General features: G+C 66.2%; 21 protein-coding genes. 17 read left to right on the top strand and 4 right to left on the bottom strand.

All coding sequences use genetic code 11. The annotated features are described in order from the left end of the window. Window positions 1-117: 117 nt before the first annotated feature. The gene (locus tag KGM94_RS09215; RefSeq protein ID WP_300257240.1) at window positions 118-945 is read right to left on the bottom strand and encodes a uracil-DNA glycosylase; all 828 of its coding nucleotides are present in this window, start codon (window positions 943-945) and stop codon (window positions 118-120) included. A 138-nt stretch (window positions 946-1083) separates the two neighbouring features. On the opposite strand from KGM94_RS09215, the gene KGM94_RS09210 reads away from it, so the two are divergent. The 3 genes from KGM94_RS09210 (at window position 1084) to KGM94_RS09200 (ending at window position 5722) form a co-directional block, all read left to right on the top strand. After that, window positions 1084-2742 carry an electron transfer flavoprotein-ubiquinone oxidoreductase gene (locus KGM94_RS09210; RefSeq protein ID WP_300257236.1) on the top strand — a complete coding sequence of 553 codons (1659 nt, stop codon included), beginning with the start codon at window positions 1084-1086 and terminating at the stop codon, window positions 2740-2742. Between the two features lie 284 nt (window positions 2743-3026). After that, complete coding sequence (locus tag KGM94_RS09205; RefSeq protein WP_300257234.1) at window positions 3027-4820, top strand: tetratricopeptide repeat protein; 1794 nt, start codon at window positions 3027-3029, stop codon at window positions 4818-4820. A 17-nt stretch (window positions 4821-4837) separates the two neighbouring features. Then, window positions 4838-5722 carry a 4-(cytidine 5'-diphospho)-2-C-methyl-D-erythritol kinase gene (locus tag KGM94_RS09200; protein ID WP_300257232.1) on the top strand — a complete coding sequence of 295 codons (885 nt, stop codon included), beginning with the start codon at window positions 4838-4840 and terminating at the stop codon, window positions 5720-5722. A 237-nt stretch (window positions 5723-5959) separates the two neighbouring features. On the opposite strand, the gene KGM94_RS09195 is transcribed toward KGM94_RS09200, so the two are convergent. Beyond that, the gene (locus KGM94_RS09195; RefSeq protein ID WP_300257229.1) at window positions 5960-6967 is read right to left on the bottom strand and encodes a polyprenyl synthetase family protein; all 1008 of its coding nucleotides are present in this window, start codon (window positions 6965-6967) and stop codon (window positions 5960-5962) included. A 130-nt stretch (window positions 6968-7097) separates the two neighbouring features. Here KGM94_RS09195 and KGM94_RS09190 point away from each other — a divergent pair, with 130 nt between their 5' ends. From KGM94_RS09190 to glyS, 6 genes are all read left to right on the top strand, one after another. Next, on the top strand, window positions 7098-7325 hold the full coding sequence (locus KGM94_RS09190; protein WP_300257226.1) for a DUF2007 domain-containing protein: 228 nt from the start codon (window positions 7098-7100) through the stop codon (window positions 7323-7325). Beyond that, window positions 7318-8085, top strand: coding sequence for a methyltransferase (locus tag KGM94_RS09185; protein ID WP_300257222.1), 768 nt, complete (start codon window positions 7318-7320; stop codon window positions 8083-8085). Before KGM94_RS09190 ends, KGM94_RS09185 begins: the two co-directional genes overlap by 8 nt. A 216-nt stretch (window positions 8086-8301) precedes the next feature. Beyond that, window positions 8302-9216, top strand: coding sequence for a S49 family peptidase (locus KGM94_RS09180; RefSeq protein WP_300257219.1), 915 nt, complete (start codon window positions 8302-8304; stop codon window positions 9214-9216). Between the two features lie 106 nt (window positions 9217-9322). Beyond that, on the top strand, window positions 9323-9514 hold the full coding sequence (locus tag KGM94_RS09175) for a hypothetical protein (RefSeq protein ID WP_300257216.1): 192 nt from the start codon (window positions 9323-9325) through the stop codon (window positions 9512-9514). Window positions 9515-9748: 234 nt separating this feature from the next. Further along, a complete protein-coding gene (locus KGM94_RS09170) occupies window positions 9749-10684 on the top strand; it encodes a glycine--tRNA ligase subunit alpha (protein ID WP_300257213.1) in 936 nt (311 codons plus the stop codon). Continuing rightward, window positions 10684-12915 (top strand): glycine--tRNA ligase subunit beta, encoded by a 2232-nt coding sequence (gene glyS / locus KGM94_RS09165; protein ID WP_300257210.1) that lies wholly within the window; start codon window positions 10684-10686, stop codon window positions 12913-12915. Before KGM94_RS09170 ends, glyS begins: the two co-directional genes overlap by 1 nt. Before the next feature lie 241 nt (window positions 12916-13156). On the opposite strand, the gene KGM94_RS09160 is transcribed toward glyS, so the two are convergent. Beyond that, the gene (locus tag KGM94_RS09160) at window positions 13157-13510 is read right to left on the bottom strand and encodes a DUF1236 domain-containing protein (protein WP_300257207.1); all 354 of its coding nucleotides are present in this window, start codon (window positions 13508-13510) and stop codon (window positions 13157-13159) included. Between the two features lie 224 nt (window positions 13511-13734). On the opposite strand from KGM94_RS09160, the gene KGM94_RS09155 reads away from it, so the two are divergent. From KGM94_RS09155 to KGM94_RS09120, 8 genes are all read left to right on the top strand, one after another. Then, entirely contained in the window at window positions 13735-13890 is a 156-nt protein-coding gene (locus KGM94_RS09155; protein ID WP_300257204.1) for a DUF3096 domain-containing protein, read from the top strand. 95 nt (window positions 13891-13985) lie between these two features. Beyond that, complete coding sequence (gene ppdK / locus KGM94_RS09150) at window positions 13986-16895, top strand: pyruvate, phosphate dikinase (RefSeq protein WP_300257201.1); 2910 nt, start codon at window positions 13986-13988, stop codon at window positions 16893-16895. Between the two features lie 362 nt (window positions 16896-17257). Then, a complete protein-coding gene (locus KGM94_RS09145) occupies window positions 17258-18688 on the top strand; it encodes a cell wall hydrolase (protein ID WP_300257198.1) in 1431 nt (476 codons plus the stop codon). A gap of 194 nt (window positions 18689-18882) precedes the next feature. Further along, window positions 18883-20136: an MFS transporter gene (locus tag KGM94_RS09140; RefSeq protein WP_300257195.1), complete on the top strand. Its 1254-nt coding sequence runs from the start codon at window positions 18883-18885 to the stop codon at window positions 20134-20136. Between the two features lie 43 nt (window positions 20137-20179). Further along, a complete protein-coding gene (locus KGM94_RS09135; protein ID WP_300257192.1) occupies window positions 20180-21166 on the top strand; it encodes an MDR family oxidoreductase in 987 nt (328 codons plus the stop codon). A 108-nt stretch (window positions 21167-21274) separates the two neighbouring features. After that, the gene (locus tag KGM94_RS09130) at window positions 21275-21874 is read left to right on the top strand and encodes a hypothetical protein (protein ID WP_300257189.1); all 600 of its coding nucleotides are present in this window, start codon (window positions 21275-21277) and stop codon (window positions 21872-21874) included. Between the two features lie 171 nt (window positions 21875-22045). Next, complete coding sequence (locus KGM94_RS09125) at window positions 22046-22279, top strand: hypothetical protein (protein WP_300257186.1); 234 nt, start codon at window positions 22046-22048, stop codon at window positions 22277-22279. Window positions 22280-22559: 280 nt separating this feature from the next. Then, window positions 22560-24248: a methyl-accepting chemotaxis protein gene (locus KGM94_RS09120; RefSeq protein WP_300257184.1), complete on the top strand. Its 1689-nt coding sequence runs from the start codon at window positions 22560-22562 to the stop codon at window positions 24246-24248. Window positions 24249-24251: 3 nt separating this feature from the next. Here the strand turns inward: KGM94_RS09120 and KGM94_RS09115 are convergent. Further along, a partial coding sequence (locus tag KGM94_RS09115; protein ID WP_300257181.1) for a DUF2339 domain-containing protein occupies window positions 24252-25224 on the bottom strand: 973 nt, incomplete at its 5' end.

Here is a 25224-nt window from a genome sequence, read left to right as displayed (position 1 = left end):
CGAGAGCCTTGACTCACAAATCCCCATATGAGGGTGGGCAAAGCGAAGCGTGCCCACCATTGCCTGCGACAGCGTGGAAAGAGGTTGGTGGGCACGGCGCACTGCGCCTTTGCCACCCTACGACGGCTTCTGCTCCAGCGCCTTTGCGATCGCGCGCAGGTCCTGCCAGGCGAGGCGCTTGTAGGACGGCGAGCGCAGCAGGTAGGCGGGGTGGAACGTCGGCAGCGCGCGGATGCTGCGCTTGCCGGTGTCGTAGTCGAACCAGCGGCCGCGTGTGCGCATGATGCCTTCGCGCGTTGCGAGCAGCGTCTGCGTCGAGGGATTGCCGAGCGTCACCAGCACGTCGGGATCGACCAGCTCGATCTGGCGCTGGATGAAGGGCAGGCAGATTTGCGTCTCCTGCGGCGTCGGCGTGCGGTTGCCGGGCGGCCGCCACGGAATCACGTTGGCGATGTAGGCGGTGCGGCGGTCGAGCCCGATCGCTCCGATCATGCGGTCGAGCAGCTTGCCGCTGCGTCCGACGAAGGGCAGCCCCTCGATGTCCTCGTCGCGCCCCGGCGCCTCGCCGACGAACATGATGCGCGCTTGCGGATTGCCGTCGGCGAACACCAGCCGCGTCGCGGTGTGCTTGAGCGCGCAGCCGTCGAATTTTTCCATCAGCTCGCGCAACGCATCGAGGCTCGGCGCGGTGCGCGCCGCCTCGCGTGCGGTGGCGATCGCGACGTCGGGGGCGGGCGCCGCCTCGCCGCGGATCACCGCGGGAGCGGCCAGCGGCCGTGCGCGCTCGGCCTGCGGTATCGTGCGCGCAGGCTGGAGCGCCGTTTGCGGCGGCGCATCGAGCTCGGCCAGCCGGTCGACCGGCTCCTCGGCGAGCGCGCAGTCCACCCCGGCCTCCAGATAGAAGGCGAGGAGCTCGCGGATGGTGGGGGCGGGTTCGCTGATCATGGGAAAGTCTGACTTATATGGCAGAATAGGCGGCCTTGCATCCCAGCGGAATGCATTTCCGAGGTTGTCCTGTCCGGAAAAATCGGAAACAAGGGAGCGCAAACGACCCGGGACCGTCTCAAGGGCTGAGATCAGAGCATGACCGAAGAACTTCCCCCGCGCGAATCCATGGAATTCGACGTCGTCATCGTCGGCGCCGGCCCCTCGGGCCTGTCGGCGGCAATCCGGCTGAAGCGGCTCAACGCCGATCTCAATGTCGTCGTGGTGGAGAAGGGCTCCGAGGTCGGCGCGCACATCCTGTCGGGTGCGGTGATCGACCCCGCCGGTCTCGACAAGCTCGTCCCCGACTGGCGCGAGGATGCCGATTGCCCGCTGAAGACGCAGGTGACGGACGACCGCTTCTTCTGGTTCACCGAGACCAGCGCGATCAAGCTGCCGAACTTCGTCATGCCGCCCCTGATGAACAATCATCATTGCTACATCGGCTCGCTCGGCAACGTCTGCCGCTGGCTGGCGCGCAAGGCCGAAGCGCTCGGCGTCGAGATCTATCCGGGCTTTGCGGCCGCCGAAGTGCTCTACGACGACAAGGGTACGGTGCGCGGCATCGCCACCGGCGACATGGGCATCGCCAGAGACGGCACGCTGAAGGATTCCTTCACCCGCGGCATGGAATTGCTCGGCAAGTACACGCTGTTCGCCGAAGGCGCACGCGGCTCCCTCTCCAAGCAGCTCATCGCCAAGTTCGCGCTCGACGCCAGGAGCGAGCCGCCGAAGTTCGGCATCGGCTTGAAGGAAGTCTGGCAGATCGATCCGGCCAAGCATCGGAAGGGCCTGATCCAGCACGCCGTCGGCTGGCCTCTGAAGAACGACACCGGCGGCGGCCTGTTCTTCTATCACTATGACGAGAACCTGGTGTCGATCGGCTTCGTGGTGCACCTCAACTACAACGATCCGTATCTGTCGCCCTTCGACGAGTTCCAGCGCGTCAAGACGCATCCCGCCGTGCGGGCGACGCTCGAAGGCGGCAAGCGGCTCGCTTACGGCGCGCGCGCCATCACCGAGGGCGGCTATCAGTCGGTGCCGCGCCTGAGCTTCCCCGGCGGCGCCCTGATCGGCTGCGCGGCGGGCTTCGTCAACGTGCCGCGCATCAAGGGTGTCCACAACGCGATGGGCACCGGCATGCTGGCCGCCGAGCACGTAGCCGCCGCGCTCGGCGCGGGCCGCGCCGGCGACGAGCTCGTCGAATACGAGAACGCCTGGCGCGACTCCTCCGTCGGCAAGGACCTCTATCCCGTTCGTAACGCAAAACCGCTGTTGTCGAAGTTCGGCACCTTCCTCGGCGCCGGGCTCGGCATCTTCGACATGTGGTGCAACACGCTGCTCGGGGTCTCTCTGTTCGGTACCCAGTCGCACGCCAAGCCCGATCGGGCCACGCTCGATCCGGCCAGGAACCACGCGCCGAAGGTCTATCCGAAGCCGGACGGCAGAATCTCCTTCGACAAGCTGTCGTCGGTGTTCCTGTCCAATACCAACCATGAGGAGGACCAGCCGGTTCACCTCAGGGTCGCCGACATGAATTTGCAGAAGACGAGCGAGCACGACGTCTTCGCCGGTCCGTCGAACCGCTACTGCCCGGCAGGCGTCTATGAATGGGTGGAGGAGGGCGCCGCCCCGCGCTTCGTCATCAACGCCCAGAACTGCGTCCACTGCAAGACCTGCGACGTGAAGGACCCGAACGGCAACATCACCTGGGTTCCCCCGGAGGGCGGTGGCGGGCCGAACTACGAGGCCATGTAGCGGAAGCCGTCGGCATCGGCGTCGCGACGCACGATCGCGTGAGGGGCGCGGCCCGAACTTCCGTCCGCGGCCACGATACGGCCACAGTAGCAGCGTCTTGGGGCGGACCCCGACGGCCGGGGTACCAGCCAATTCACCCGCCCGATCCTTGCGGATACGGCCCAAAAGCGGCATTGTCCGGTCGTCGTGATGGTTCCGGGTCCCGATGCCGCCGGTCGTCTCCGCGTGCGAGAGACGCCCCTGATTCCCAAACCCGGGTATGACCCAACCCAAGGCGAGCCCTGATGTTTTCAAATCGCTTCAATCGCTGGACTGCTGCCGCCATGGCCCTTGCGGGCTCAGCTCTCGTGGCGGTCCCCGGCGGGGTGCTGGCGCAGACGCCGGATCATCCGGCCGACACTGCGGCGCAGTTTCCGACACGCAACGATCTGAAGTCGCTGACGGGCGCCGGCAGCTATCTCGCCGCCCGCCATGCCAGCGTGGAGCGGGACGCCGCGTCGGCTGCGGCCTTCTACCGCTCGGCGCTGCGCACCGATCCGAAGAACAACGAACTGCTCGACCGCGCCTTCATCTCCTCGGTCGTCGAAGGCGACATCGATGAGGCCGTCAAGCTCGCCGAGCGGATCCTCGCCGTCGACAAGACGAATCGCATCGCGCGACTCGTCGTCGGCGTGCACGATCTGAAGCTGAGGAAATACGCCGCCGCGCAGACCAACATCAACCAGTCGATCCGTGGGCCGATCACCGACCTGGTCGCGACGCTGCTGTCGGGCTGGGCCGCCTACGGCGCGGGCGATGCCAAGAGCGCCGTCGCCAACATCGACAAGTTGACTGGCCCGGAATGGTATCCGCTGTTCAAGGATCTCCACGCCGGCATGATCCTCGAGCTCACCGGCAAGGAGAAGGACGCCGGCGTCCGTTTCGAGCGCGCCTACAAGCTCGACAACTCGATGCTGCGGATCACCGAGGCCTACGCGCACTGGCTCACCCGCAACAAGGACGCCGCCGCGGCGCTCGGCGTCTACGAGACCTTCGACAAGAAGCTCGCCCGCCATCCCCTGATCCAGGAAGGCATGCGCGAGGCCAAGGCCGGCAAGAAGCTGCCGCCGCTCGTCGAGTCCGCGCAGGCCGGCGCCGCCGAGGCGCTCTACGGCATCGGCGCGACGCTGACCCGGCACGGCGGCGAGGACCTCGCTCTCGCGTATCTGCAGCTTGCGCTCTATCTGCAGCCGGGCCATCCGCTCGCGCTGCTCTCGCTCGCCGATCTCTATGAGTCGGTGAAGCGGCCACAGATGGCGATCAAGGTCTACGAGCGCGTGCCGGCGTCCTCGCCGCTGAAGCGCAATGCCCAGATCCAGCTCGCGGTCGACCTCGATTCCGCCGATCGCACCGATGAGGCGATCAAGATCCTCAAGACCGTCACGACCGACGACCCCAAGGATCTCGAGGCCATCATGGCGCTCGGCAACATCGAGCGCGGCCGCAAGAAGTTCTCCGATTGCGGTGCCACCTATTCCAAGGGCATCGAGGTGCTGCCGGCCGGCGCCGACAAGGCCAACAGCGTCTGGTACTACTATCGTGGCATCTGCGAGGAGCGCTCCAAGCAGTGGAGCAAGGCCGAAGCCGACATGAAGAAGGCGCTCGAGCTGCAGCCCGAGCAACCGCATGTGCTCAACTATCTCGGCTATTCCTGGATCGACCAGGGCATCAACCTCGACGAAGGCATGAAGATGATCAAGCGCGCCGTCGAGCAGCGTCCCGACGACGGCTACATCGTGGACTCCCTCGGCTGGGCTTATTATCGCATCGGCAATTACGACGAGGCGGTGAAGAATCTGGAGCGCGCCATCGACCTCAAGCCCGAGGATCCCACCATCAACGATCATCTGGGCGACGCCTATTGGCGCGTCGGCCGCACGCTGGAGGCAAAATTCCAGTGGGCGCATGCCCGCGACCTGAAGCCCGAGCCCGAGGATCTGCCGAAGATCGAGGCCAAGATCGCGAACGGCCTGCCGGACGATCCCAACGCTTCCGCGGCGCAGGCCGAGAAGAAGAAAGACGACGGCAAGGGCGGCTGATCGGGAAGCTTTGGGGGATGCCGGCGTTGGTTGAAGAGGGGCGGGCGAAGGTCAATCTGAGCCTTCGCGTGGTCGGCCGTCGCGTCGACGGCTATCACGATCTCGAAAGCGTGGTCGCGTTCGCCGATTGCGCCGACCGTCTCACGGTGGAGCCGGGCGGCGCGCTGACGCTCGCCACCACGGGCCCGCTCGCCGCAGCCTGCGGCGAACTCGCCGACAATCTCGTTCTCAAGGCTGCAAAGCTTCTCGCCGACGCCGTGCCCGGCCTCAGGCTCGGCGCCTTCGCGCTCGAAAAGGTGCTGCCCGTCGCGGCCGGCATCGGCGGCGGCTCGGCGGATGCGGCCGCAGCCTTGCGGCTGCTCGCCCGTCTCAACGGCCTGTCGCTGGACGATCCGCGGCTGCAGCAGGTCGCGCTTGCCACCGGCGCCGACGTGCCGGTGTGCCTGTTCTCGCGCGCCTGCGACATGACCGGCGTCGGCGAGCAGCTTCACGCGCTCGATCTGCCGTGCATGCCCTGCGTGATGGTCAATCCGCGCGTACCGGTCGCGACCAGGGATGTGTTCAACGCGCTCGGGCTGCGCAACGGAGAACTCCTGGTCGGTGCCGGCGACGTGATCGAGGCGCCGGCCTGGCCGGAGGCCGGGGCGTCCATCGCCGACTGGATCGATATCCTCTCGACCGTTGCCAACGACCTCGAGGCGCCGGCGATGCACATCGAGCCGGTCATCGGCGAGGTGCTGGAGGCGTTGCGCGCGTCTTCCGGCGTCGGGCTCGCGCGCATGTCGGGCTCGGGCGCGACCTGCTTTGCGATCTACGCCGATCTCGCCGCCGCCCGCGCCGCCGCCGAAACGATCCGCCGCGGCCACCCCGGCTGGTGGGTGCATGCGGGGACGTTGAGTTAGACACGTGAGCGCCTAGTGTCGCATGCGCCGCCGCAGATGTAACGCTGGCCATTCCCCCAATCGTCGTCCTGGCGAACGCCAGGACCCAACCACAGGAAGAAGTTTGACGAAGACTTGCAGTTGTCCTTCGAGCGGTACTGACACTGCGCGCCGTCGATAGATTCCGCGGTATGGGTCCTGGCGTTCGCCAGGACGACACTGAAGGCGTGGCGTGCGGCGTGAGCTCGAATTCAAGCCCTAATGCGACCGCGCCAGGCAGAACGCGACCACCTGCTCCAGCGCGCTCTTCATCGCCGACTGCGGGAACAAAGCGAGCGCATCGACCGCCATGGCGCCGTAGTGCTGGGCGCGGCTCAGAGTGTCCTCGAGCGCGCGGTGCTTGTTCATCAGCCCGATCGCGTGATCGAGATCGGTCTCGCCGATCTCGCCGCGCTCGAGCGCCCGCACCCAGAAGGCGCGCTCGGCGTCGTTGCCGCGGCGGAACGCCAGCACCACCGGAAGCGTGATCTTGCCTTCGCGGAAATCGTCGCCGATGTTCTTGCCGAGCTTGGCGCTCTTGCCGCCATAGTCGAGCACGTCGTCGACGAGCTGGAAGGCGATGCCGAGATTCATGCCGACCGAGCGGCAGGCGGTCTGCTCGGCCTTCGGGCGGTTGGCGATGACGGGGCCGACCTCGCAGGCGGCCGCGAACAATTCCGCGGTCTTGGCGCGGATCACGGCGAGGTATTCGTCCTCGGTGGTGGCGGTGTTCTTGGCGGCCGCAAGCTGCATCACCTCGCCTTCGGCGATGGTTGCGGCCGCGGCCGAGAGGATGTCGAGCGCGCGCAGCGAGCCGACCTCGACCATCATCCGGAACGCCTGGCCGAGCAGGAAGTCGCCGACCAGCACGCTCGCCTCGTTGCCCCACAGCATGCGCGCCGACAGCTTGCCGCGGCGCATCTCGCTCTCGTCGACGACGTCGTCGTGCAGCAGGGTCGCGGTATGCATGAACTCGACGGAGGCCGCGAGCTTGATGTGGCCGTCACCGGTGTAGCCGGCGAGGTTGGCCATGGCGAGCGTGAGCATCGGCCGTAGCCGTTTGCCGCCGGACGAGATCAGGTGGTTGGCGACCTCCGGGATCATGGTCACCTCGGAGCCGGTGCGCGACAGGATCGTCGCATTGACGCGCTCCATGTCGGGGGCGACCAGGGCAACCAGCTGTTCGATCGACGCGCCGGGAGTTTCGAAAGGGACGATGACGGCCACGCCGGTCTCCAATATTTGCCCCGGAAGGGCTATCCTGAGGGACCGACAATAGAAACTGCGGGCGGATGCGGCAAGAGCCGGAACCGATTGACATTTGCCCCGTATCTCGCCTTGAGGCAGGAGATTTATTTTGCGCGAACTGGTTCGGACCAACGATATGGTGCTGGTGTCGGCGATCGGCGCGCTGCTCGACGGCGCCAACATCCATCACCTGGTGCTGGACCAGAACATGAGCATCATCGAGGGCTCGCTCGGCATCCTGCCGCGGCGGATCCTGGTCCACGAGGATGATGCGGGCGAGGCGCGGCAATTGCTCGCGGAAGCCGGGCTCAGTCACGAGCTGCGCGACGATGGCTGAGCGCGCTTCCGGCCTCACCGAGGACGCCTTTCTCGGCGGGCGGCTGCTGCTGAAGCAGAAGCGCTCCGGCCACCGCGCCGGCCACGACGCGATTCTGCTCGCCGCGGCGACGGCGGCGAGCCGGGGGGATCGCGTCGTCGATCTCGGCGCCGGCATCGGCGCGGCCGGGCTTGCGCTGGCGAAGCGCGTCGCGGGGATCGAACTGATGCTGGTCGAGATCGATCCGGAGCTTGCCGCGCTCGCGCGCGCCAATGCGGCAGCCAATGCGATTGCGGCCGAGGTGGTCGTGCTCGACGTGACCGCGGATGCCCAGGCCTTCGCTGCCGCCGGCCTGTCGCCGGACAGCGTCGATGCGGTGCTGATGAACCCGCCCTTCAACGATCCCGCGCGCCATCGCGGCTCTCCCGATCAGGCGCGGCAGTGCGCCCATGTCGCGACCGAGGAGACGCTTCAAGCCTGGGTGCATACCGCCCGGCGCATTCTCAAGTCAGGAGGCGCACTGACCCTGATCTGGCGTGCGGACGGACTTGGCGACGTGCTGGCAGCGCTGTCACGCGGCTTCGGCGGTCTCTCGATCCTGCCCGTTCATGGCGAGGCGGAAAAGCCTGCGATCCGCGTGCTGGTGCGCGCCGTCAAGGGCGGCCGGGCGCCAAGCCGGCTGCTGCAGGGCCTCGTGCTCAATGAGGGGTCAAACGTGCCCAAAAAAGAGGTGCAGGACATTCTGGCCGGGAGGGCGGTTCTGCCGCTGGCGGAGCCGTGAAACGATCTATTGGGGAAGCGAGTTTGACGGCTGTTCCCGCGCAGATGTGAAGCGAATAGCCGCGAAAAGGGCAGCCATCAGCATCATCAGCAGATAGATCTTCATGGTTCCCTCCGCTGCGCCATTGCAGCCGCGTCAGGAGCGGCAATGCAAAACACGTTCCAGCGATGCCAATGACAGTCGCGTGATAAGAAATGGTTAATGAGAGGTAACGGCATGACCGAACAATTCCGCGATTGTGCGGAGCCCGGCCTGATGGACAAGCTGATGGACTATCTGCCGGCGCGGTTCCGCCCGGGCGCGGCCGTCGTGCCCGTGGTCCGGCTGTCCGGTACGATCGGGTCGGTGACACCGCTGCGGCCGGGCCTGACGCTGTCCGGCGTCGCCCGGATGCTGGAGCGTGCCTTCGCCGTCCGCAACGCCAGGGCGGTGGCGCTGGTGATCAATTCACCCGGCGGCTCGCCGGTGCAGTCGCGTCAGATCTATCTGCGCATCCGTCAGCTCGCGGCCGAGAAGAAGCTGCCGGTGCTGGCATTCGTGGAGGACGTTGCCGCGTCCGGCGGCTACATGATCGCCTGCGCGGGCGATGAGATATTCTGCGATCCCTCGTCGATCCTCGGCTCCATCGGCGTCATCGGCGGCACCTTCGGTTTCCAGGAGGCGATCAAGCGGCTCGGCATCGAGCGCAGGCTCTATACTGCCGGCGAGCACAAGGCGATGCTCGATCCGTTCCTGCCCGAAGATCCCGATGACGTGGCGCGGCTCAAGGCGATCCAGCGCGAGATTCATGCGATCTTCATTGCGTTGGTGAAGGGCAGCCGTGGCGCGCGGCTGAAGGGTGCCGACGACGTGCTGTTCACCGGCGAATATTGGGTCGGCGACACCGCCGTCGGGCTCGGCCTCGCCGACGGCGTCGGCGACCTCCGTTCGACCCTGCGGGCCCGCTACGGCGAGAAAGTGCTGACCCCCGTCATCGCCCAGCCGACCGGGCTGTTGTCCGGCCTGCTCGGCCGCCGCTCCCCCGGCGCCGGTAGCCTGGTGGCCCTCGACGGGGTCGGGGTCGCCGGCCTGCCGGACGAACTGATCTCGGCGCTCGAAACCCGGGCGATTTGGGCGAAATTCGGGTTCTAGATGTGGCCCATTCCCGCGCCATTTCGTCCCTGGCCCCCCGATTGCGGCGCAGGCCCGTTTGCGCGACAATGATTATGGGGGCTGAGCATTGAATAGGGATCGACCGATGCCGCCGTTCGTCGCATTCGCGGGCGTCCTGGGCGGACTTGCCGTGGTCCGCTGGGCCTACAAGACCGCTGTCCGGATCAACCAGGAACTGGAGGAAGCGCGGCTCACCCGCGTCGCCGAAACCATGCGCGCCGGTGAGATCCGGACGCTGAAGCGCGACCCCATCACCGGCGCGTACCGGCCGGGGTAGTACACATTCTCACCAACAGTCGTTGGGTGGGCAAAGGATAAGCGTGCCCACCTCTTCTGTCGCAAATCCCGGAATGATGGTGGGCACGGCGCAAGTGCGCCTTTGCCTACCCTACCGCGCCGTCCCGGACGATGGGCCATTTGGCCTCATCGCGCCCCCTTCGCCTTGATTCCCGGCCCCGCCGCCGATACGGTCCCGCGCGATTCAAACCCCCCTCAAGAGCCTGGCCTGACGATGGACTCATTGCCCGCCCATATGCGCCCGGACCGTTCGTTCCAGGGCCTGATCCTGGCGCTGCAGCGCTACTGGGCGGATTACGGCTGCGTGATTCTGCAGCCCTATGACATGGAGGTCGGCGCCGGCACCTTCCATCCCGCCACCACCCTCCGCGCGCTCGGGCCAAAACCGTGGAGCGCCGCCTATGTGCAGCCCTCGCGCCGGCCGAAGGACGGCCGCTACGGCGAAAACCCGAACCGGCTGCAGCACTACTACCAGTTCCAGGTGATCCTCAAACCGTCGCCGCCGGACCTGCAGGAGCTGTACCTGAAGTCGCTCGCCGCGATCGGCATCGATTCCGCCGTACACGACATCCGTTTCGTCGAGGACGACTGGGAGAGCCCGACGCTGGGTGCCTGGGGCCTCGGCTGGGAGTGCTGGTGCGACGGCATGGAAGTATCGCAGTTCACTTACTTCCAGCAGGTCGCGGGCGTCGAATGCGCTCCCGTCGCGGGCGAACTCACCTACGGGCTGGAGCGGCTCGCCTGCTATCTGCAGGGCGTCGACCGCATCATGGATCTCAACTTCAACGGTCGCGAGGGCGCCGACAAGGTCACCTATCGCGAGGTGTTCTTCCAGGCCGAGCAGGAATATTCCCGGCACAATTTCGAGCACGCCGATACCGCGATGCTGTTCGAGCAGTTCAGGATGGCGGAAGACGCCTGCCGGAAATATCTCGCCGCCGGTTGGCGCGAGGAGGGCAACCGCAAGCAGCATCTGATGGCGCTGCCGGCCTATGACCAGTGCATCAAGGCGAGCCACGTGTTCAACCTGCTCGATGCGCGCGGCGTCATCTCGGTGACGGAGCGCCAGAGCTACATATTCCGCGTGCGCGAGCTCGCGAAGGCCTGCGGCGAGGCCTGGGTTCACACCGAAGCGGGTGGAGCAGCCTGATGCCCGATTTGTTGCTGGAGCTGTTCTCGGAAGAAATCCCCGCGCGCATGCAGGCCAAGGCGGCCGACGATCTGCGCCGCATGGTGACCGACAAGCTGGTCGCCGAAGGCCTCGTCTATGAAGGCGCAAAGGCCTTCGCGACGCCGCGGCGTCTCGCGCTGACCGTGCACGGCATCCCGGTGCGGCAGCCCGACCTGAAGGAAGAGCGCCGCGGGCCGCGCGTCGGCGGACCGGATGCGGCGATCCAGGGATTTTTGAAGGCCACCGGGCTTGCCTCGATCGGCGAAGCGAAGATCCAGAGCGACAAGAAGGGCGATTTCTATATCGCGCTGCTGGAGAAACCCGGCCGTGCGGCGATCGACGTCGTCGCGGAAATCCTCCCCGTCATCGTCCGCACCTTCCCTTGGCCGAAATCGATGCGCTGGGGCGCGCGTTCGGCAAAGCCCGGCGCGCTCAACTGGGTGCGGCCGCTGCACGCGATCACCGCGACCTTCGGTCTGGAGACCGAAGCGCCCGACGTCGTCAAATTCTCGGTCGACGGTCTCGAGGCCGGCCAGACCACCTACGGGCACCGTTTCCTCGCGCCGGGCGCGATCAACGTGCGCCGCTTCGAGGACTACGAGGCAAAGCTGCTCGACGGCAAGGTCGTGCTCGACGCTGAACGGCGCAAGGACGCGATCCTGACCGACGCCAAGCAGCTTGCCTTCGCGCAAGGCTTCGAGCTGATCGAGGACCAGACCCTGCTCGACGAGGTCGCGGGCCTCGTGGAGTGGCCGGTCGTGCTGATGGGCTCGTTCGACGCCGAGTATCTCTCGATCCCCGGCGAAGTGATCCGCGCCACCATCCGCAACAACCAGAAATGCTTCGTGGTGCGCGATCCCAAAACGGGCAAGCTCGCCAACAAGTTCATTCTGGTCGCCAACATCGAGGCGACCGACGGCGGCAGGGCGATCGTCGCCGGCAACGAGCGCGTCATCCGTGCCCGGCTGTCGGACGCCAAGTTCTTCTACGAGACCGATCTCAAGACGAAGCTGGAAGACCGCCTGCCAAAATTCGAGCAGATCGTGTTCCACGAGAAGATCGGCACGCAGGCGGAGCGCATCCAGCGCATCGAGCATCTGGTGGCCGAAATCGCGCCGCTCACCGGCGCGGATGCCGAGAAGGCGAAGCGCGCGGCGAAGCTCGCGAAGGCCGACCTGCTCACCGAAGTCGTCGGCGAATTCCCGGAAGTGCAGGGCCTGATGGGCAGGTACTACGCGCTGGCGCAGGGCGAGGATGCTTCGGTCGCTGCCGCCTGCGAAGAGCACTACAAGCCGCAAGGGCCCTCCGATCGCGTGCCGACCGATCCGGTCAGCGTCGCGGTCGCGCTCGCCGACAAGCTCGACACGCTGGTCGGCTTCTGGGCGATCGACGAAAAGCCGACCGGCAGCAAGGACCCCTTCGCGCTGCGGCGCGCCGCGCTGGGCGTAATCCGGCTGATCATCGAGAACAGGCTGAGGTTCCCGCTCTATGAGCGTGCGATGCTTCACGCGCTGCTCTTCGCCGAGCGCGCGCTTTCGGAGTTCGAGGGCAAGGTCGCGAAGAGCGCTCGTTCGCTCGATTTCATCGAGCCTGGTCTTGCAAAATCCCTCCAGCACCGGGCGCATCAGCTCGCCTGGTCCGATGCGATGCTCGAGCGGGCGTCGGAGCGTTTTGATGCCCTGACCAAAGATCTGCTTGCCTTCTTCGCCGATCGCCTCAAGGTCCAGCTCCGCGAGCAGGGCGCGCGTCACGATCTCGTCGACGCCGTGTTCGCGCTGGCGGGCCAGGATGACCTCCTGATGATCGTCCGCCGCGTCGAGGCGCTCGGCAAATTCCTCGACACCGACGACGGCAGGAATTTGCTCGCCGGCACCAAGCGCGCCAGCAACATCCTTGCGATCGAGGAGAAGAAGGACAAGCGTACGTTCGACGGTGCGCCGACGCCTGCGCTCTACAGCCTGAACGAGGAGAAAGCGCTGGCGAAGGCGATCGACGAGGTGAAGGCGGAAGCCGGCGCGGCCGTGGCGAAAGAGGATTTCGCTGCCGCCATGCGCGCGATGGCAAAGCTGCGGCCGCCGGTCGATGCCTTCTTTGAATCAGTCCGTGTCAATGACGAGGATGCGAAGGTGCGCGAGAATCGGCTGAAGCTCTTGAACGAGATTCGCGTCGCGACTCGTGCGGTCGCCGATTTCTCGAAGATTCAGGACTGAGCGCGCCCGCGCCCCGGATGCGGCGCAGCGCTCTTTGCGGTGCGCTGCTGATCCGGGGCCCATGCCATTTTCGCGGATGATGCATGGATCCCGGATCTGCGGCGCGTCATTTCATGCCGCGCCGCGTCCGGGACACGAGAGCGTCGGCAAAAGAAGCCCCGCCCGGCGGGGGGAGGACCGGGCAGGGGCCGATGTCCGTATCAGGCTACTCGTACCCGGCCTTGACGGGTACGACGGACATCTAGTCGACGACTTCGACGATGCGGCGGGAGCGCGGCTCGACCAGCACGGTCTCGCCGTTCACGACCGTGTAGCGATAGGTGGTTGGACCGAAGCGCTGCGGCACGTCGTAATAGGTGACGCCGGTCTCCGGCAGTACGGTGCCGACCACGATGCGGTCCGGCACCGTGAAAGTCGGCACGCGCTCGCGCACGACGTATTCGCGGAACGCCGGCCGCTGCTCGACGGCGATACCGGGGCCGCTCTCGACGACGACGGGTGCGCGCCCGATGGTGACATCGGCTTGCGCCTGCGCCGCGACCGGCGCGCCGACCGCGGCGGCAAGCGCTGCAAGGGCAAGAATTCTGTTCCACATGGGCAACTCCTTCGAACTGATTTCGGCCCGCGCGATCGGCGGACCGGGTGCCAATGCATGCCTCCGCGCAATGTTCCGGGAAAAGTCCGGTCGCATTCGCGGCAATTTCGGGCAGATTTCACGGTGGGCGGAACCCGCAAGCGGCCTCGCGCGTCTCTACTCGCGGAACCGGCCCCGCTATGATCCGCCGCGATTCGTCCCCTCATCATCAGGAAAGATAGCTCATGCACATCACCGTCGCGCACATCTCGCCGATCATGTCGCTGATTGCGGGCGTGCTCATCCTGATCATGCCGCGGCTTCTCAACCTGATCGTCGCGATCTTCCTGATCCTGAACGGCCTGATCGGGCTTGGCCTGCTGAAGTGGCTGCATCTGTGATCTCCACATTCCGGAACCGTTCGACTTGCGCGAGCCCGCCCAAAGTGGTGTAAGGCGCGCAATTTCCTTCCCCCTCTCGCAGGTTTGTGCAAGCCATGGCCAAAGCCGCCTCGAAGCTCAAGAAAATGCCAGCGAAATCAAAGTCCTCCGCCAAGGCGAAGGCTGCGCCGCCGGCGCGCAAGGCTCTGAAGAAGGCCGCCGCCAAGGTCGTCAGCAGGCCCGTGAAAAAGCCGGCTCCGGCCAAGGCTTCTTTGGCCAAGGCTTCTTTGGCCAAGGCTTCTTTGGCCAAGGCTTCTTTGGCCAAGGCTGCCCCGGCCGCGGCGAAGGCCGGCAAGTGGGTCTATACCTTCGGCGACGGCAAGGCCGAGGGCAAAGCCGAGATGCGCAATCTGCTCGGCGGCAAGGGTGCCAATCTCGCCGAAATGGCCAATCTCGGCCTTCCCGTTCCGCCCGGCTTCACGCTGCCGACCTCGGTCTGCACCTATTTCTACGCGCACGACAAGAGCTATCCGAAGGAATTGAAGTCGCAGGTCGAGAAGGCGCTCGACCATGTCGGCAAGCTGGCCGGCAAGGCGTTCGGCGACTCCAGGAACCCGCTGCTCGTCTCGGTGCGCTCCGGCGCGCGCGCATCCATGCCGGGCATGATGGACACCGTGCTCAATCTCGGCCTCAACGACAAGACCGTGGAGGCATTGTCGGAGATGTCGGGCGACCGCCGCTTCGCCTATGACAGCTATCGCCGCTTCATCACCATGTATTCCGACGTGGTGCTCGGCTTCGAGCATCACCACTTCGAGGAAATCCTCGACACCTTCAAGGACAGTCAGGGCTATTCGCTCGACACCGATCTCACCGCCGACGACTGGGTCGAACTCGTGGGCCGATACAAGGAAGCGGTGGCGCGCGAGACCGGCAAGGATTTTCCGCAGGATCCGCACGACCAGCTCTGGGGCGCGATCGGCGCGGTGTTTTCCTCCTGGATGAACGCGCGCGCGGTGACCTACCGCAAGCTGCACGACATCCCGGAATCCTGGGGCACCGCGGTCAACGTGCAGGCCATGGTGTTCGGCAACATGGGCGAGACGTCGGCGACCGGCGTCGCCTTCACCCGCAATCCCTCGACGGGCGAGAGCCGGCTCTACGGCGAGTTTCTGATCAATGCGCAGGGCGAGGACGTGGTGGCGGGCATCCGCACTCCGCAGGACATCACCGAGCATGCGCGGAAAGAGTCCGGCTCGGACAAGGCGTCGATGGAATCGGCGATGCCCGACGCGTTCAAGGAACTGACGCGCATCTACACGATGCTCGAGAAGCACTACCGCGACATGCAGGACATGGAGTTCACCGTCGAGCGCGGCAAACTCTGGATGCTGCAGACCCGTGGTGGCAAGCGCACCGCCAAGGCCGCGCTGCGCATCGCGGTCGAACTCGCCAATGAAGGGCTGATCAGCAGGAAGGAGGCGGTGAGCCGCATCGATCCCGCTTCGCTCGATCAGCTCCTGCATCCGACGATCGATCCCAACGCCAAGCGCGACGTGATCGCGACCGGCCTGCCGGCATCGCCCGGTGCCGCCTCCGGTGAGATCGTGTTCTCCTCCGATGAAGCGGCAAAGCTCCAGGCGGACGGCCGCAAGGTCATCCTGGTCCGCATCGAGACCAGCCCCGAGGACATCCACGGCATGCACGCCGCCGAGGGCATTTTGACCACGCGCGGCGGCATGACCTCGCACGCCGCCGTGGTTGCGCGCGGCATGGGCAAGCCCTGCGTCTCCGGCTGCGGGCAGATCCGCGTCGACTACGGCCGCGGCACCATGAGCATCGGCTCGCGCACCTTCAAGACCGGTGACGTCATCACCATCGACGGCTCGCTCGGCCAGGTGCTCGCCGGCCGCATGCCCATGATCGAGCCGGAGCTGTCCGGCGAGTTCGGCACGCTGATGAACTGGGCCGACCAAGCCCGCAAGATCGGCGTGCGCGTCAATGCCGACACGCCGGAGGACGCGCGCACCGCGATCAAGTTCGGGGCCGAGGGCATCGGTCTCTGCCGCACCGAGCACATGTTCTTCGAGGAGACGCGCATCCGCACGGTGCGCGAGATGATCCTGTCCGAGGACGAGCAGGCGCGGCGCGCGGCGCTGGCAAAACTGCTGCCGATGCAGCGCGCCGACTTCGTCGAGCTGTTCGAGATCATGAAGGGCCTGCCGGTCACGGTCCGGCTGCTGGATCCGCCGCTCCATGAATTCCTGCCGCACACCCACGCCGAGATCGAGGAAGTGGCGCGCGCCATGAACACCGATCCGCGGCGGCTCGCCGACCGCGCCCGCGAGCTGTCGGAGTTCAACCCGATGCTCGGCTTCCGCGGCTGCCGCATCGCGATCGCCTATCCGGAGATCGCCGAGATGCAGGCCCGCGCGATCTTCGAGGCCGCCGTCGAGGCGCAGAAGCGCACCGGCAAGGCGGTCGGCCTCGAGGTGATGGTGCCGCTGATCGCGACCAAGGCCGAGCTCGACCTCGTCAAGGCACGCATCGATGCGACCGCGCAGGCGGTGATGCGAGAGACCGGCGCCAAGCTCGCCTATCAGGTCGGCACCATGATCGAGCTGCCGCGCGCCTGCCTGATCGCGGATCAGGTCGCGGAGTCCGCCGAGTTCTTCTCCTTCGGCACCAACGACCTGACGCAGACCACCTACGGCATCAGCCGCGACGACGCCGCGAGCTTCCTCGGCCCTTATGTCACCAAGGGCATCTTGCAGATCGATCCCTTCATCTCGCTGGACCAGGAAGGCGTCGGCGAGCTCGTCAAGATCGGCGTGGCGCGCGGCCGCAAGACCCGCGCCAAGCTCAAGATGGGCATCTGCGGCGAGCACGGCGGCGATCCCGCCTCGGTGGCGTTCTGCCACACGATCGGCCTCGACTACGTCTCCTGTTCGCCCTATCGCGTGCCGATCGCCCGGCTTGCCGGCGCGCAGGCCGCGATCGGCAAGGCGGTGGCGAGCCAGGCGTAGCAGATACAAGCGTCTGAAACAGGAGAGGCGGGCTTCGGCCCGCCTCCTCTATTTTGCGAGAGTGCACCGACTCCGTCATCACTCACGATGACGGAGTACCTCGCAGCACGTTCCGCAATGGCACGGCTGTGAAGAGTTCCTTCACCATTCGCCTTGACGGGTTGTTTACCGCTTCGCTCCAGCGGGCATTTACCGTCGAATGCGATGGCGCCGCGAGAACCCCTGCATTCGCTTGCATGTGTCGCGCGCGCAACTGCGATTAACTCCCCGGCAACCTAAATTGGATAGCAACGAAAAAGATCGAATTGCACGGATGTACTGCCGTTCGATCCGTCGAGTGTAAGCGTTGCGTGAGCGTATCGATGTCAGTGTTGCGTAACCATCCGAGGGGCGCGCGGTTCGCGTCCTTCGGCATTGGTCTCTGCATCTTCGCATTGATGCCGAGAGAGACCGGATATCAGGACATTGCGTCGCTGTTGGCGCGCCAACCCGGCGTCGCCGAGCGCTGGCAGAAGCAGGTGTTCTCGGCCGCGTCGTCGATCCAGCTCGCCACCTACAGCTTTGCCCGTCCGATTGGGACCTCCGCACCGCAAAGCGCGACCTATCGTCTCGCAAGTCTCGATCACCGCGACGTCACCGGCACGATCTCGCGCAATCCGGCGCTGCAGACGCCGCCGCGTTACCAGGCTTCCGACTTCCCGAGGGTGGACCGCTCGCTGAAGGGCGACCGTCTCGCCACCGCCCTACCGGCACCGGCCCCGACCGAGACGGCCTCGCCGCCGCCTGCCGAAGACCCCGCGACCTCCAACGCCTCGGTGTTCGGCGCCAAGACCGTCGAGGCGCTGCCGGCATCGGCACCGTCTCCCCAGGCCGCGCTCGATCCCGAGCTGCAGGAAGCGCTGCGCGCGCCGCCGCTGCCGCAATATGGCCCGGCGCAGCCGCAATACGACGTCTCGCTGTCGCTTGAAGCCCATCCGCTCGACGATCTCCCGCCTGCGCCCGACGCGGCTCCGCCATCGCGCGATCCCTTCAGCGTGAAGACCTCCAGCCTGTTCTTCGGTAGCTCCTCGCTCGGCGGCAGCCTCGGCAACATGGAGAGCTGGCAGCCCGGCGAGGCGCCGATGATCGTGCTGCCCGATCCGGACATGAAGGTGATGGCCGCGCTGCCTTCCTCCTCGGCAACCGAAAGCGGCGAGAGCGTCGCGCCCAAGGGCGAGGTCAATGCCGACAATCAGCGCGCGATGTCGCCGGCTGTGCGGCTCGGCCTCGACGACAAGTCGCGCGTGAAGTCCGAAAAGTGCCTTGCGGAAGCCGTGTATTTCGAATCGCGCGGCGAGGCCGTGCGCGGCCAGATCGCGGTGGCGCAGGTGGTGATGAACCGGGTGTTCTCCGGCAAATATCCCGACACCGTGTGCGGTGTGGTCTATCAGAACAAGTACCGCCATTTCGCCTGCCAGTTCACCTTCGCCTGCGACAACAATCCGGACGTGATCCGCGAGCCCGACATGTGGGAGCGCGCCAGGAAGATTTCGAAAGCGATGCTCGACGGACTGATCTGGCTGCCGGAAGTCGGCAAGTCGACGCACTACCACGCCTACTGGGTTCGGCCGTCCTGGGTTGCCGAGATGAAGAAGATGTACAAGTTCGGCGTGCACACCTTCTACCGGCCGCGCGCCTGGGGCGACGGCAGCGAGGAGCCGAGCTGGGGCACGCCGGCGCAGACCGCCGCGCTTTCCGCCGAACTCGTCCAGGAGGCCAAGAGCTCGGCAGAGCTCGAATCCGACCGCCGCTAGCCGGGCCAATTCGTTCACCTAATGTACCGGTGTGAACGGCCAGCGGGTTGCCGTCGGCCGTTCGTCATCCAGGCCGCGCCAACTGCAATCCTGCAATGCGCGACATATTTGCGCTTTGGGTTTTCATGCATATGCATTAACTGCAGTGGACGCGGCGGCCGATCCGGATCCGCCGGCGAGGAATGGGGAATTGCATGTCGACGAGTGTGGGCAACGTCGGTTCGGTTTCGCGTGCCTCCACCTGGCGCACGCCGGCGGTCATCATTCTCTGCGGCTGCGCGATCGGCATGCTCGGTTTCGGCCCGCGCTCGAGCCTCGGCTTCTTCGTCCAGCCGATGAGCCGTGACTTCGCCTGGGGCCGCGACGTATTCGGCCTCGCCATCGCGATCCAGAATCTGCTGTGGGGCCTGGGCCAGCCCTTTGCCGGGGCCGTCGCCGACCGCTTCGGTCTGTTTCGCGTGATGTGCGTCGGCGCGGTGCTCTATGCCGGCGGTCTGCTGTTGATGCGCTATTCGGCGACGCCGCTCTCGCTCGACATCGGCGCCGGCGTGATGGTCGGCTTCGGCCTTGCGGGTTGCTCGTTCAATCTCGTGCTGTCGGCTTTCGCCAAGCTGCTGCCGGCCGAGAAGCGCGGGCTGGCGCTCGGCGCCGGTACCGCGGCCGGCTCGTTCGGACAGTTTTTGTTTGCCCCGGTCGGCGTGGCGCTGATCGACAATTTCGGATGGCAGGCGGCGCTGACCGTGTTCGCGAGCCTGATGCTGCTGATCATCCCGCTGTCGCTGGCGCTCTCCACCCCGCGCGTCGCGCCAGCGGCGAGCGCGTCCGCGCACGACGAGCAGTCCTTCACCACCGCGCTGGCGGAGGCTTTCGGTCACCGCTCCTACGTGCTGCTGGTGCTCGGCTTCTTCACCTGCGGTTTCCAGCTCGCCTTCATCACGGTCCACCTGCCGGCCTATCTCGTCGATCGCGGTATCTCGACCCAGATCGGCGGCTGGGTCATCGCGGCGATCGGCCTCTTCAACATCATGGGTTCGCTGAGCGTGGGCGCGCTGCAGAACTATCTGCCGAAGCGCTACATCCTCTCGGCGATCTATGTTACGCGCGGGCTTTCGACGCTGGCCTTCATCTCCTTCCCGGTCACGCCGTTCTCGGCGATCGCGTTTGGCGCGGTCTCGGGCCTGACCTGGCTGTCGACGGTGCCGCCGACCTCGGCGCTGGTGGCGCTGATGTTCGGCACGCGCTGGCTCGCGACCCTCTACGGCTTTGCCTTCGTCAGCCATCAGGTCGGCGGTTTCCTCGGCGTCTGGCTCGGCGGCGTGGTGTTCGAGCGCTTCGGTTCCTATACGCCGATCTGGTGGCTCTCGATCCTGTTCGGCGTGCTGTCGGCCCTGATCAATCTGCCGATCGTGGAGAAACCCGTTCCGCGAATGGTTGCGCAGCCTGCCTGATCGGCTAAACATCCCCTGACGCAACTTTCGGGAGTTCACGGCCGTGGCAAGCTTCAAGGCGATCCGGATCGACAAGGCAGACAAGGGTACCGCTGCCGCGCTCACGCAATTCGACGAAGCCGAGCTGATGGACGGCGACGTCACGGTGCGCGTCGAATGGTCGACGCTGAACTACAAGGACGGCCTCGCGCTTACCGGCAAGGCGCCGGTGGTGCGGCGCTTCCCGATGATCGCAGGGATCGATTTCGCAGGCACCGTCGAGCAATCCTCCCATCCGCAGTGGAAGGCCGGCGACAAGGTCGTCTGCACCGGCTGGGGCATGGGCGAGACGCATCTCGGCGCCTATGCCGAGAAGGCGCGAGTCAAGGGCGACTGGCTGGTCGCCTTGCCACAGGGCCTGTCGGCGCGTGACGCCATGGCGATCGGCACCGCGGGCTTCACCGCGATGCTCGCGGTGCTGGCGCTGGAGAAGCACGGCCTCTCGCCGAAGAGCGGTCCTGTGGTGGTGACGGGCGCGGCCGGCGGGGTCGGCTCGGTCGCGACCGCGGTGCTGGCGAAACTCGGCTATCACGTCATCGCCTCGACCGGCCGGGCGTCGGAAGCGGGCTATCTGAAGGACATCGGCGCGGCGGAGGTGATCGACCGCAACGAGCTGTCGGGGCCGGCCAAGCCGCTCGCCAAGGAGCGCTGGGCCGGCGGGGTGGACAGCGTCGGCTCGACCACGCTTGCGAATTTGCTGTCGATGACGAAGTACGGCGGCGCCGTTGCGGCCTGCGGATTGGCGGCCGGAATGGACCTGCCGTCGTCGGTCGCACCGTTCATTTTGCGCGGGGTGTGCCTTCTCGGCATCGATTCGGTGATGTGTCCGATCGAGCCCCGAAAGGCGGCCTGGCAGCGTCTCGCCAAGGATTTGGACAGGGCAAAACTCGCTGAAATAACTCAGGAAATTTCCCTGGGCGACGTCGTCGAATGGGGCCCGAAAATCCTCGCGGGCGAGGTCCGCGGCCGGGTCGTGGTAAAAATTGTCTAACGGCGTTCAGACTTTACCAACCAAGCTGCTCCAATGTTGCCACGGTTAGTATGGTAAGCAGCGGGTAAAGAGATATGGCTTTACCCGCGGGGTGGTTCGGAGTTGAGCATGCTTGCGCGTTTTGTGTTGGGGGCTGTCACGGCGGCAGCAGCGGTTGCGCCGGCTGTCGCAGGATCGATGAACGCCGATGAGGCGCGCCGGTTCGTGGCGGGCAAGGTGTTCGCCTTCACCTGCTTCGACGGCACGAGGGGCGCAGGCCGCATTCTCGACGACCTCGGCGCGGCCGGCGCGGTGCAGTTCTCCGGCGCAGGCCCGGTACGCCACATCCGGCTGCCCGGTCATACCCTGCAGATCCGCGGCCAGAACGTCTGTGCCTCGATCAAGGGCATCCCGTTCGAGCCCTGCTTCAACCTCGACAAGAAGGACGATCGCAGCTTCCGCGGCTCGGTCTCGGGCATGGGATTTGCTTATTGCGACTTCCACCATCAGGGCGGCAATCAGATGCTGATGGCGCGCGCGGTGGCGCGGCCGCGCTCGCTGCACGCGCCCATGCACACCGGCTCCGTCGAGGTGTCGCACACCGAAGTGGCGGCGCGCGTCGAGACGCCGCCGGTCGAGAGCGGCCGGATCGAGCCGGTGAAGTCCGAGGCCGTCCCTGCCGCTCCGAAGAGCGAGGGGACGCTCGAACTGCGCCGCTCCACCGACTGAGTGTCGGTGCGCGACGCATTTGCGCGTCGCATCAACTTCGTTGAAAGATTCCCGCAGTCATGACGCCGCCGCGCCGTAGTCATACGGACGGCGGCTTTCATGTCTTGGTAGCGACTCGAGTCCCAGTTTGCGCGCAGGCCGGGAAACACGGCCAGATGACAGGGTTCAACGATGTCGCTGTACTTTTTTCGGATCAGCACCGGCCGCTATTCCGGCGCGTCCGATCAGCCCTATGAATTCGAAGACCGCGGGGCCGCCTGGCGCGAGATGACCGAGGTGTGCGCCGATCTGCTCGGCGGCATCGCGCGCGGCCTGAAGCCGAACGCCGAATGGCGCATGGAGCTTCTGGATGAAGACAAGAACCTCGTCTTCCGGATCAGCCTGACGGGGGAGACCATCGGCTGACGCGGCAAGGGCCGGTAACAATTGGAGCGTGCATGGCACGCTGCGGCGGAATTGACGTTTTCCGCCCGCGGAGACGAGCTGCGCTTGCTCATATTGCGTGTTTTTCCCGTATTTCTACGTGACGTCCGCATTAACCGGCCGTGGATGTTTTATATGTCAGGTTTGGCCACAGCAGAAACAGCCAGCATCGTCGCTCGGTGCATCCAGATCGTCCTCTGAGGCGAGCACGGGGCGACAGATCGCGCGGCGGCAATTGCCAGTTATTCCCTGGGGGCTTTCAATGTCGAAACTGTCGATCCGATTCAAGCTATTGGCCGTGCTGGGCGTGCTGGTGCTGTCGCTCGCTGCCGTCGGCGTGATGTCGGTCCGCACCATGCAGAACATCAACGCGCACACGGTGGAAATTGCCCAAAGCTGGCTGCCGAGCGTCCGCGCCCTCGGTTCGCTTCGTGCCGACATCAACGAGCTCCGGGTCGTGATCCGCTTGCATCTGATGCAGGAGAGCGCCGACGGCAAGGCAAGCGCCGAGAAGCGCATGGCGCCGCTGCTCGAGCGGATTGCGAGAACGCGCAAGACCTATGAACCGCTGATCACCTCGGCGGAAGAGCGTTCGCTCTACGAGCAATGGGGCCAGCGCTGGAACGACTACATGATCGCCGTGCAGGAGCTTCTGGCGCTTTCGCGCAAGAGCGTCGGTCGCTTCCCCGTCGATGCCAACGAGATGCTGCAGACCAAGGTGGCGAAGATGGCGCAGGCCGCCGATCCGCTGCTGCAGAAGGGCATCGAGCTCAACAACCAAGGCGCCGAGGCGGAGACGAAGCAGGCGTCCGACAGCTACGCCACCGTCCTCCGCGTGCTGATCGGCATCATCGTGCTGTCGGTACTGATCGCCGTGGCGGCCGGCTACTATCTCGTGCGGGATGTCTCGCGCGGCATCGCCTCGATCATCGCGCCGATGCAGGCACTGGGAAAGGGCGAGCTCTCGGCCGAGGTTCCGCATCGCGGCGAGGCCACAGAGATCGGGTCGATGGCCGATGCGTTGCAGATTTTCAAGGAGGCCCTGATCGCCAAGCGTGCGGCCGACGAGGCGGCGGCGCGCGACGCCGAGGCCAAGATCGAGCGTGCGCGCCGCGTCGATGCCATTACCCGCAACTTCGAGACCATGATCGGCGAGGTCGTCGAGACCGTCTCGTCCGCCTCGACGGAGCTCGAGGCGTCCGCGAGCACGTTGAGCGGGACCGCGCAGCGCGGACAGGAGCTCGCGACCGTCGTCGCGGCGGCTTCCGAGGAAGCTTCGACCAACGCCCAGTCAGTGGCGTCGGCGACGGAGGAGTTGTCGTCGTCCATCACCGAGATCAGCCGCCAGGTGCAGGATTCGGCGCGGATGGCCGCGGCGGCCGTCGACCAGGCGACGCGGACCAACGAGCGCGTCAACGAACTGTCGCTCGCGGCGGCGCGCATCGGCGACGTCGTCGAGCTGATCAACACCATCGCGGGCCAGACCAACCTGCTGGCCCTGAACGCGACCATCGAGGCGGCGCGCGCCGGCGAAGCAGGCCGTGGATTCGCGGTGGTCGCGTCCGAAGTCAAGGCGCTGGCCGAGCAGACGGCGAAGGCCACCGGCGAGATCGGTCAGCAGGTTTCGGGTATCCAGACCGCGACGCAGGAATCCGTCGGCGCGATCGAGGAGATCGGCAGCACCATCAAGAGGCTGTCCGAGGTATCCTCAGCGATCGCTGCGGCCGTCGAGGAGCAGGGTGCGGCGACGCAGGAAATCTCGCGCAACGTGCAGCAGGCTTCGCTCGGAACCCAGCAAGTGTCCTCCAACATCACCGACGTGCAGCGCGGCGCGATCGAGACCGGCTCCGCCTCGACGCAGGTGCTATCGGCGGCCAAGTCGCTGGCCACCGACTCGACGCGTCTGAAGGTCGAGGTCGCGCAATTCCTGGATTCGGTCCGCGCGGCCTGACGCTCATGGACGCCCCGGCGCCGGGGACGGCGGCGCCTGCCGGCGGAACAGGATCCGCTGGTAGAGCCAGCCGATCGCGACCAGCACGATGCCGAGGCCCATGAACGACAGCGCGCGGTAGACGCCCGTCAGCGCCGACATGTCGACGACGAAAGCCTTGAGGATCGTCAGCGCGATCACCACCGCAGAGGCGAGCCGAGCGCGCTGCGAACTGGCGAGGATGCCGACGCCGAGCAGGACCACGCCGAAGGCGAGCCAGCCGATCGAGTAGCTGTATTGCTCGGCGCCCGTCGCCGTCCCGCCGGAGAGGATTGGTCCGTGATGGAAGCGGCGGATCTCGAGCGTGACGTAGGCGAGCGCAAAGACCAGCGCGCCGCCCGCGATGGCGTTGGCATAGGCGGCCGGGCGACGACCGGCCACCGCGTAGGACAACAGCAGCATCAGCACCGCCGGCATGGCGTAGCCGAGCAACAGCAGATTGAACACCGCTCCGCCGACGTCGATGCGCCATAACAGCGGATTCTCCAGCAGGAGCAGTCCGCCCACGGCCGCGAGTCCGGCAAATCCCGTCAGCGCGATCGCGCCGACGTTGTGGGCGATGCTGCCGCTGCGCAAGCGCAACCGCTCCAGACCGATCGCCATCGCCAGCGCCACGCAGACCTGCAGCGCAAATTCGAGCAGCGACGGCGGCGTGGTCATCCTGCCGCCGGTGGCGTAGTGGCGGATCTCCATGAAGGCGAGCAGCGCGGTGAACAGGATCGCGGCGGCCTCGACCATGCGCAGCGGCGCGTCGTCGGCGCGTTGGCGCAGAAAATGGCCGGCGGCCCAGAACGACACGGCCGGCAGGCCGTAGCCCCACAACAGCCAGTTGAAGATCGGCGCGGTGCCGACGGCCTCGCCGACGATGCGCGGGTCGTAGACGGTGCGCGCCGTGACGATGGCCGCGAAGATCGAAGCGAGCCAGCGCAGGAACGGG

This window comes from Bradyrhizobium sp. (genome assembly GCF_028868675.1).
Lineage (GTDB): Bacteria > Pseudomonadota > Alphaproteobacteria > Rhizobiales > Xanthobacteraceae > Bradyrhizobium.
The sequence above is the reverse complement of the archived record's forward strand: the minus strand, read 5'-3'. Positions and strand labels throughout refer to the sequence as shown.

What these genes read in the sequence shown, in the direction of transcription:
- KGM94_RS09215 (WP_300257240.1), bottom strand. Translation starts at nt 945, where the DNA reads ATGATCAGCGAACCCGCCCCCACCATCCGCGAGCTCCTCGCCTTCTAT.
- KGM94_RS09210 (WP_300257236.1), top strand. Translation starts at nt 1,084, where the DNA reads ATGACCGAAGAACTTCCCCCGCGCGAATCCATGGAATTCGACGTCGTC.
- KGM94_RS09205 (WP_300257234.1), top strand. Translation starts at nt 3,027, where the DNA reads ATGTTTTCAAATCGCTTCAATCGCTGGACTGCTGCCGCCATGGCCCTT.
- KGM94_RS09200 (WP_300257232.1), top strand. Translation starts at nt 4,838, where the DNA reads ATGCCGGCGTTGGTTGAAGAGGGGCGGGCGAAGGTCAATCTGAGCCTT.
- KGM94_RS09185 (WP_300257222.1), top strand. Translation starts at nt 7,318, where the DNA reads ATGGCTGAGCGCGCTTCCGGCCTCACCGAGGACGCCTTTCTCGGCGGG.
- KGM94_RS09180 (WP_300257219.1), top strand. Translation starts at nt 8,302, where the DNA reads ATGACCGAACAATTCCGCGATTGTGCGGAGCCCGGCCTGATGGACAAG.
- KGM94_RS09175 (WP_300257216.1), top strand. Translation starts at nt 9,323, where the DNA reads ATGCCGCCGTTCGTCGCATTCGCGGGCGTCCTGGGCGGACTTGCCGTG.
- KGM94_RS09170 (WP_300257213.1), top strand. Translation starts at nt 9,749, where the DNA reads ATGGACTCATTGCCCGCCCATATGCGCCCGGACCGTTCGTTCCAGGGC.
- glyS (WP_300257210.1), top strand. Translation starts at nt 10,684, where the DNA reads ATGCCCGATTTGTTGCTGGAGCTGTTCTCGGAAGAAATCCCCGCGCGC.
- KGM94_RS09160 (WP_300257207.1), bottom strand. Translation starts at nt 13,510, where the DNA reads ATGTGGAACAGAATTCTTGCCCTTGCAGCGCTTGCCGCCGCGGTCGGC.
- KGM94_RS09155 (WP_300257204.1), top strand. Translation starts at nt 13,735, where the DNA reads ATGCACATCACCGTCGCGCACATCTCGCCGATCATGTCGCTGATTGCG.
- ppdK (WP_300257201.1), top strand. Translation starts at nt 13,986, where the DNA reads ATGGCCAAAGCCGCCTCGAAGCTCAAGAAAATGCCAGCGAAATCAAAG.
- KGM94_RS09145 (WP_300257198.1), top strand. Translation starts at nt 17,258, where the DNA reads ATGTCAGTGTTGCGTAACCATCCGAGGGGCGCGCGGTTCGCGTCCTTC.
- KGM94_RS09140 (WP_300257195.1), top strand. Translation starts at nt 18,883, where the DNA reads ATGTCGACGAGTGTGGGCAACGTCGGTTCGGTTTCGCGTGCCTCCACC.
- KGM94_RS09130 (WP_300257189.1), top strand. Translation starts at nt 21,275, where the DNA reads ATGCTTGCGCGTTTTGTGTTGGGGGCTGTCACGGCGGCAGCAGCGGTT.
- KGM94_RS09125 (WP_300257186.1), top strand. Translation starts at nt 22,046, where the DNA reads ATGTCGCTGTACTTTTTTCGGATCAGCACCGGCCGCTATTCCGGCGCG.
- KGM94_RS09120 (WP_300257184.1), top strand. Translation starts at nt 22,560, where the DNA reads ATGTCGAAACTGTCGATCCGATTCAAGCTATTGGCCGTGCTGGGCGTG.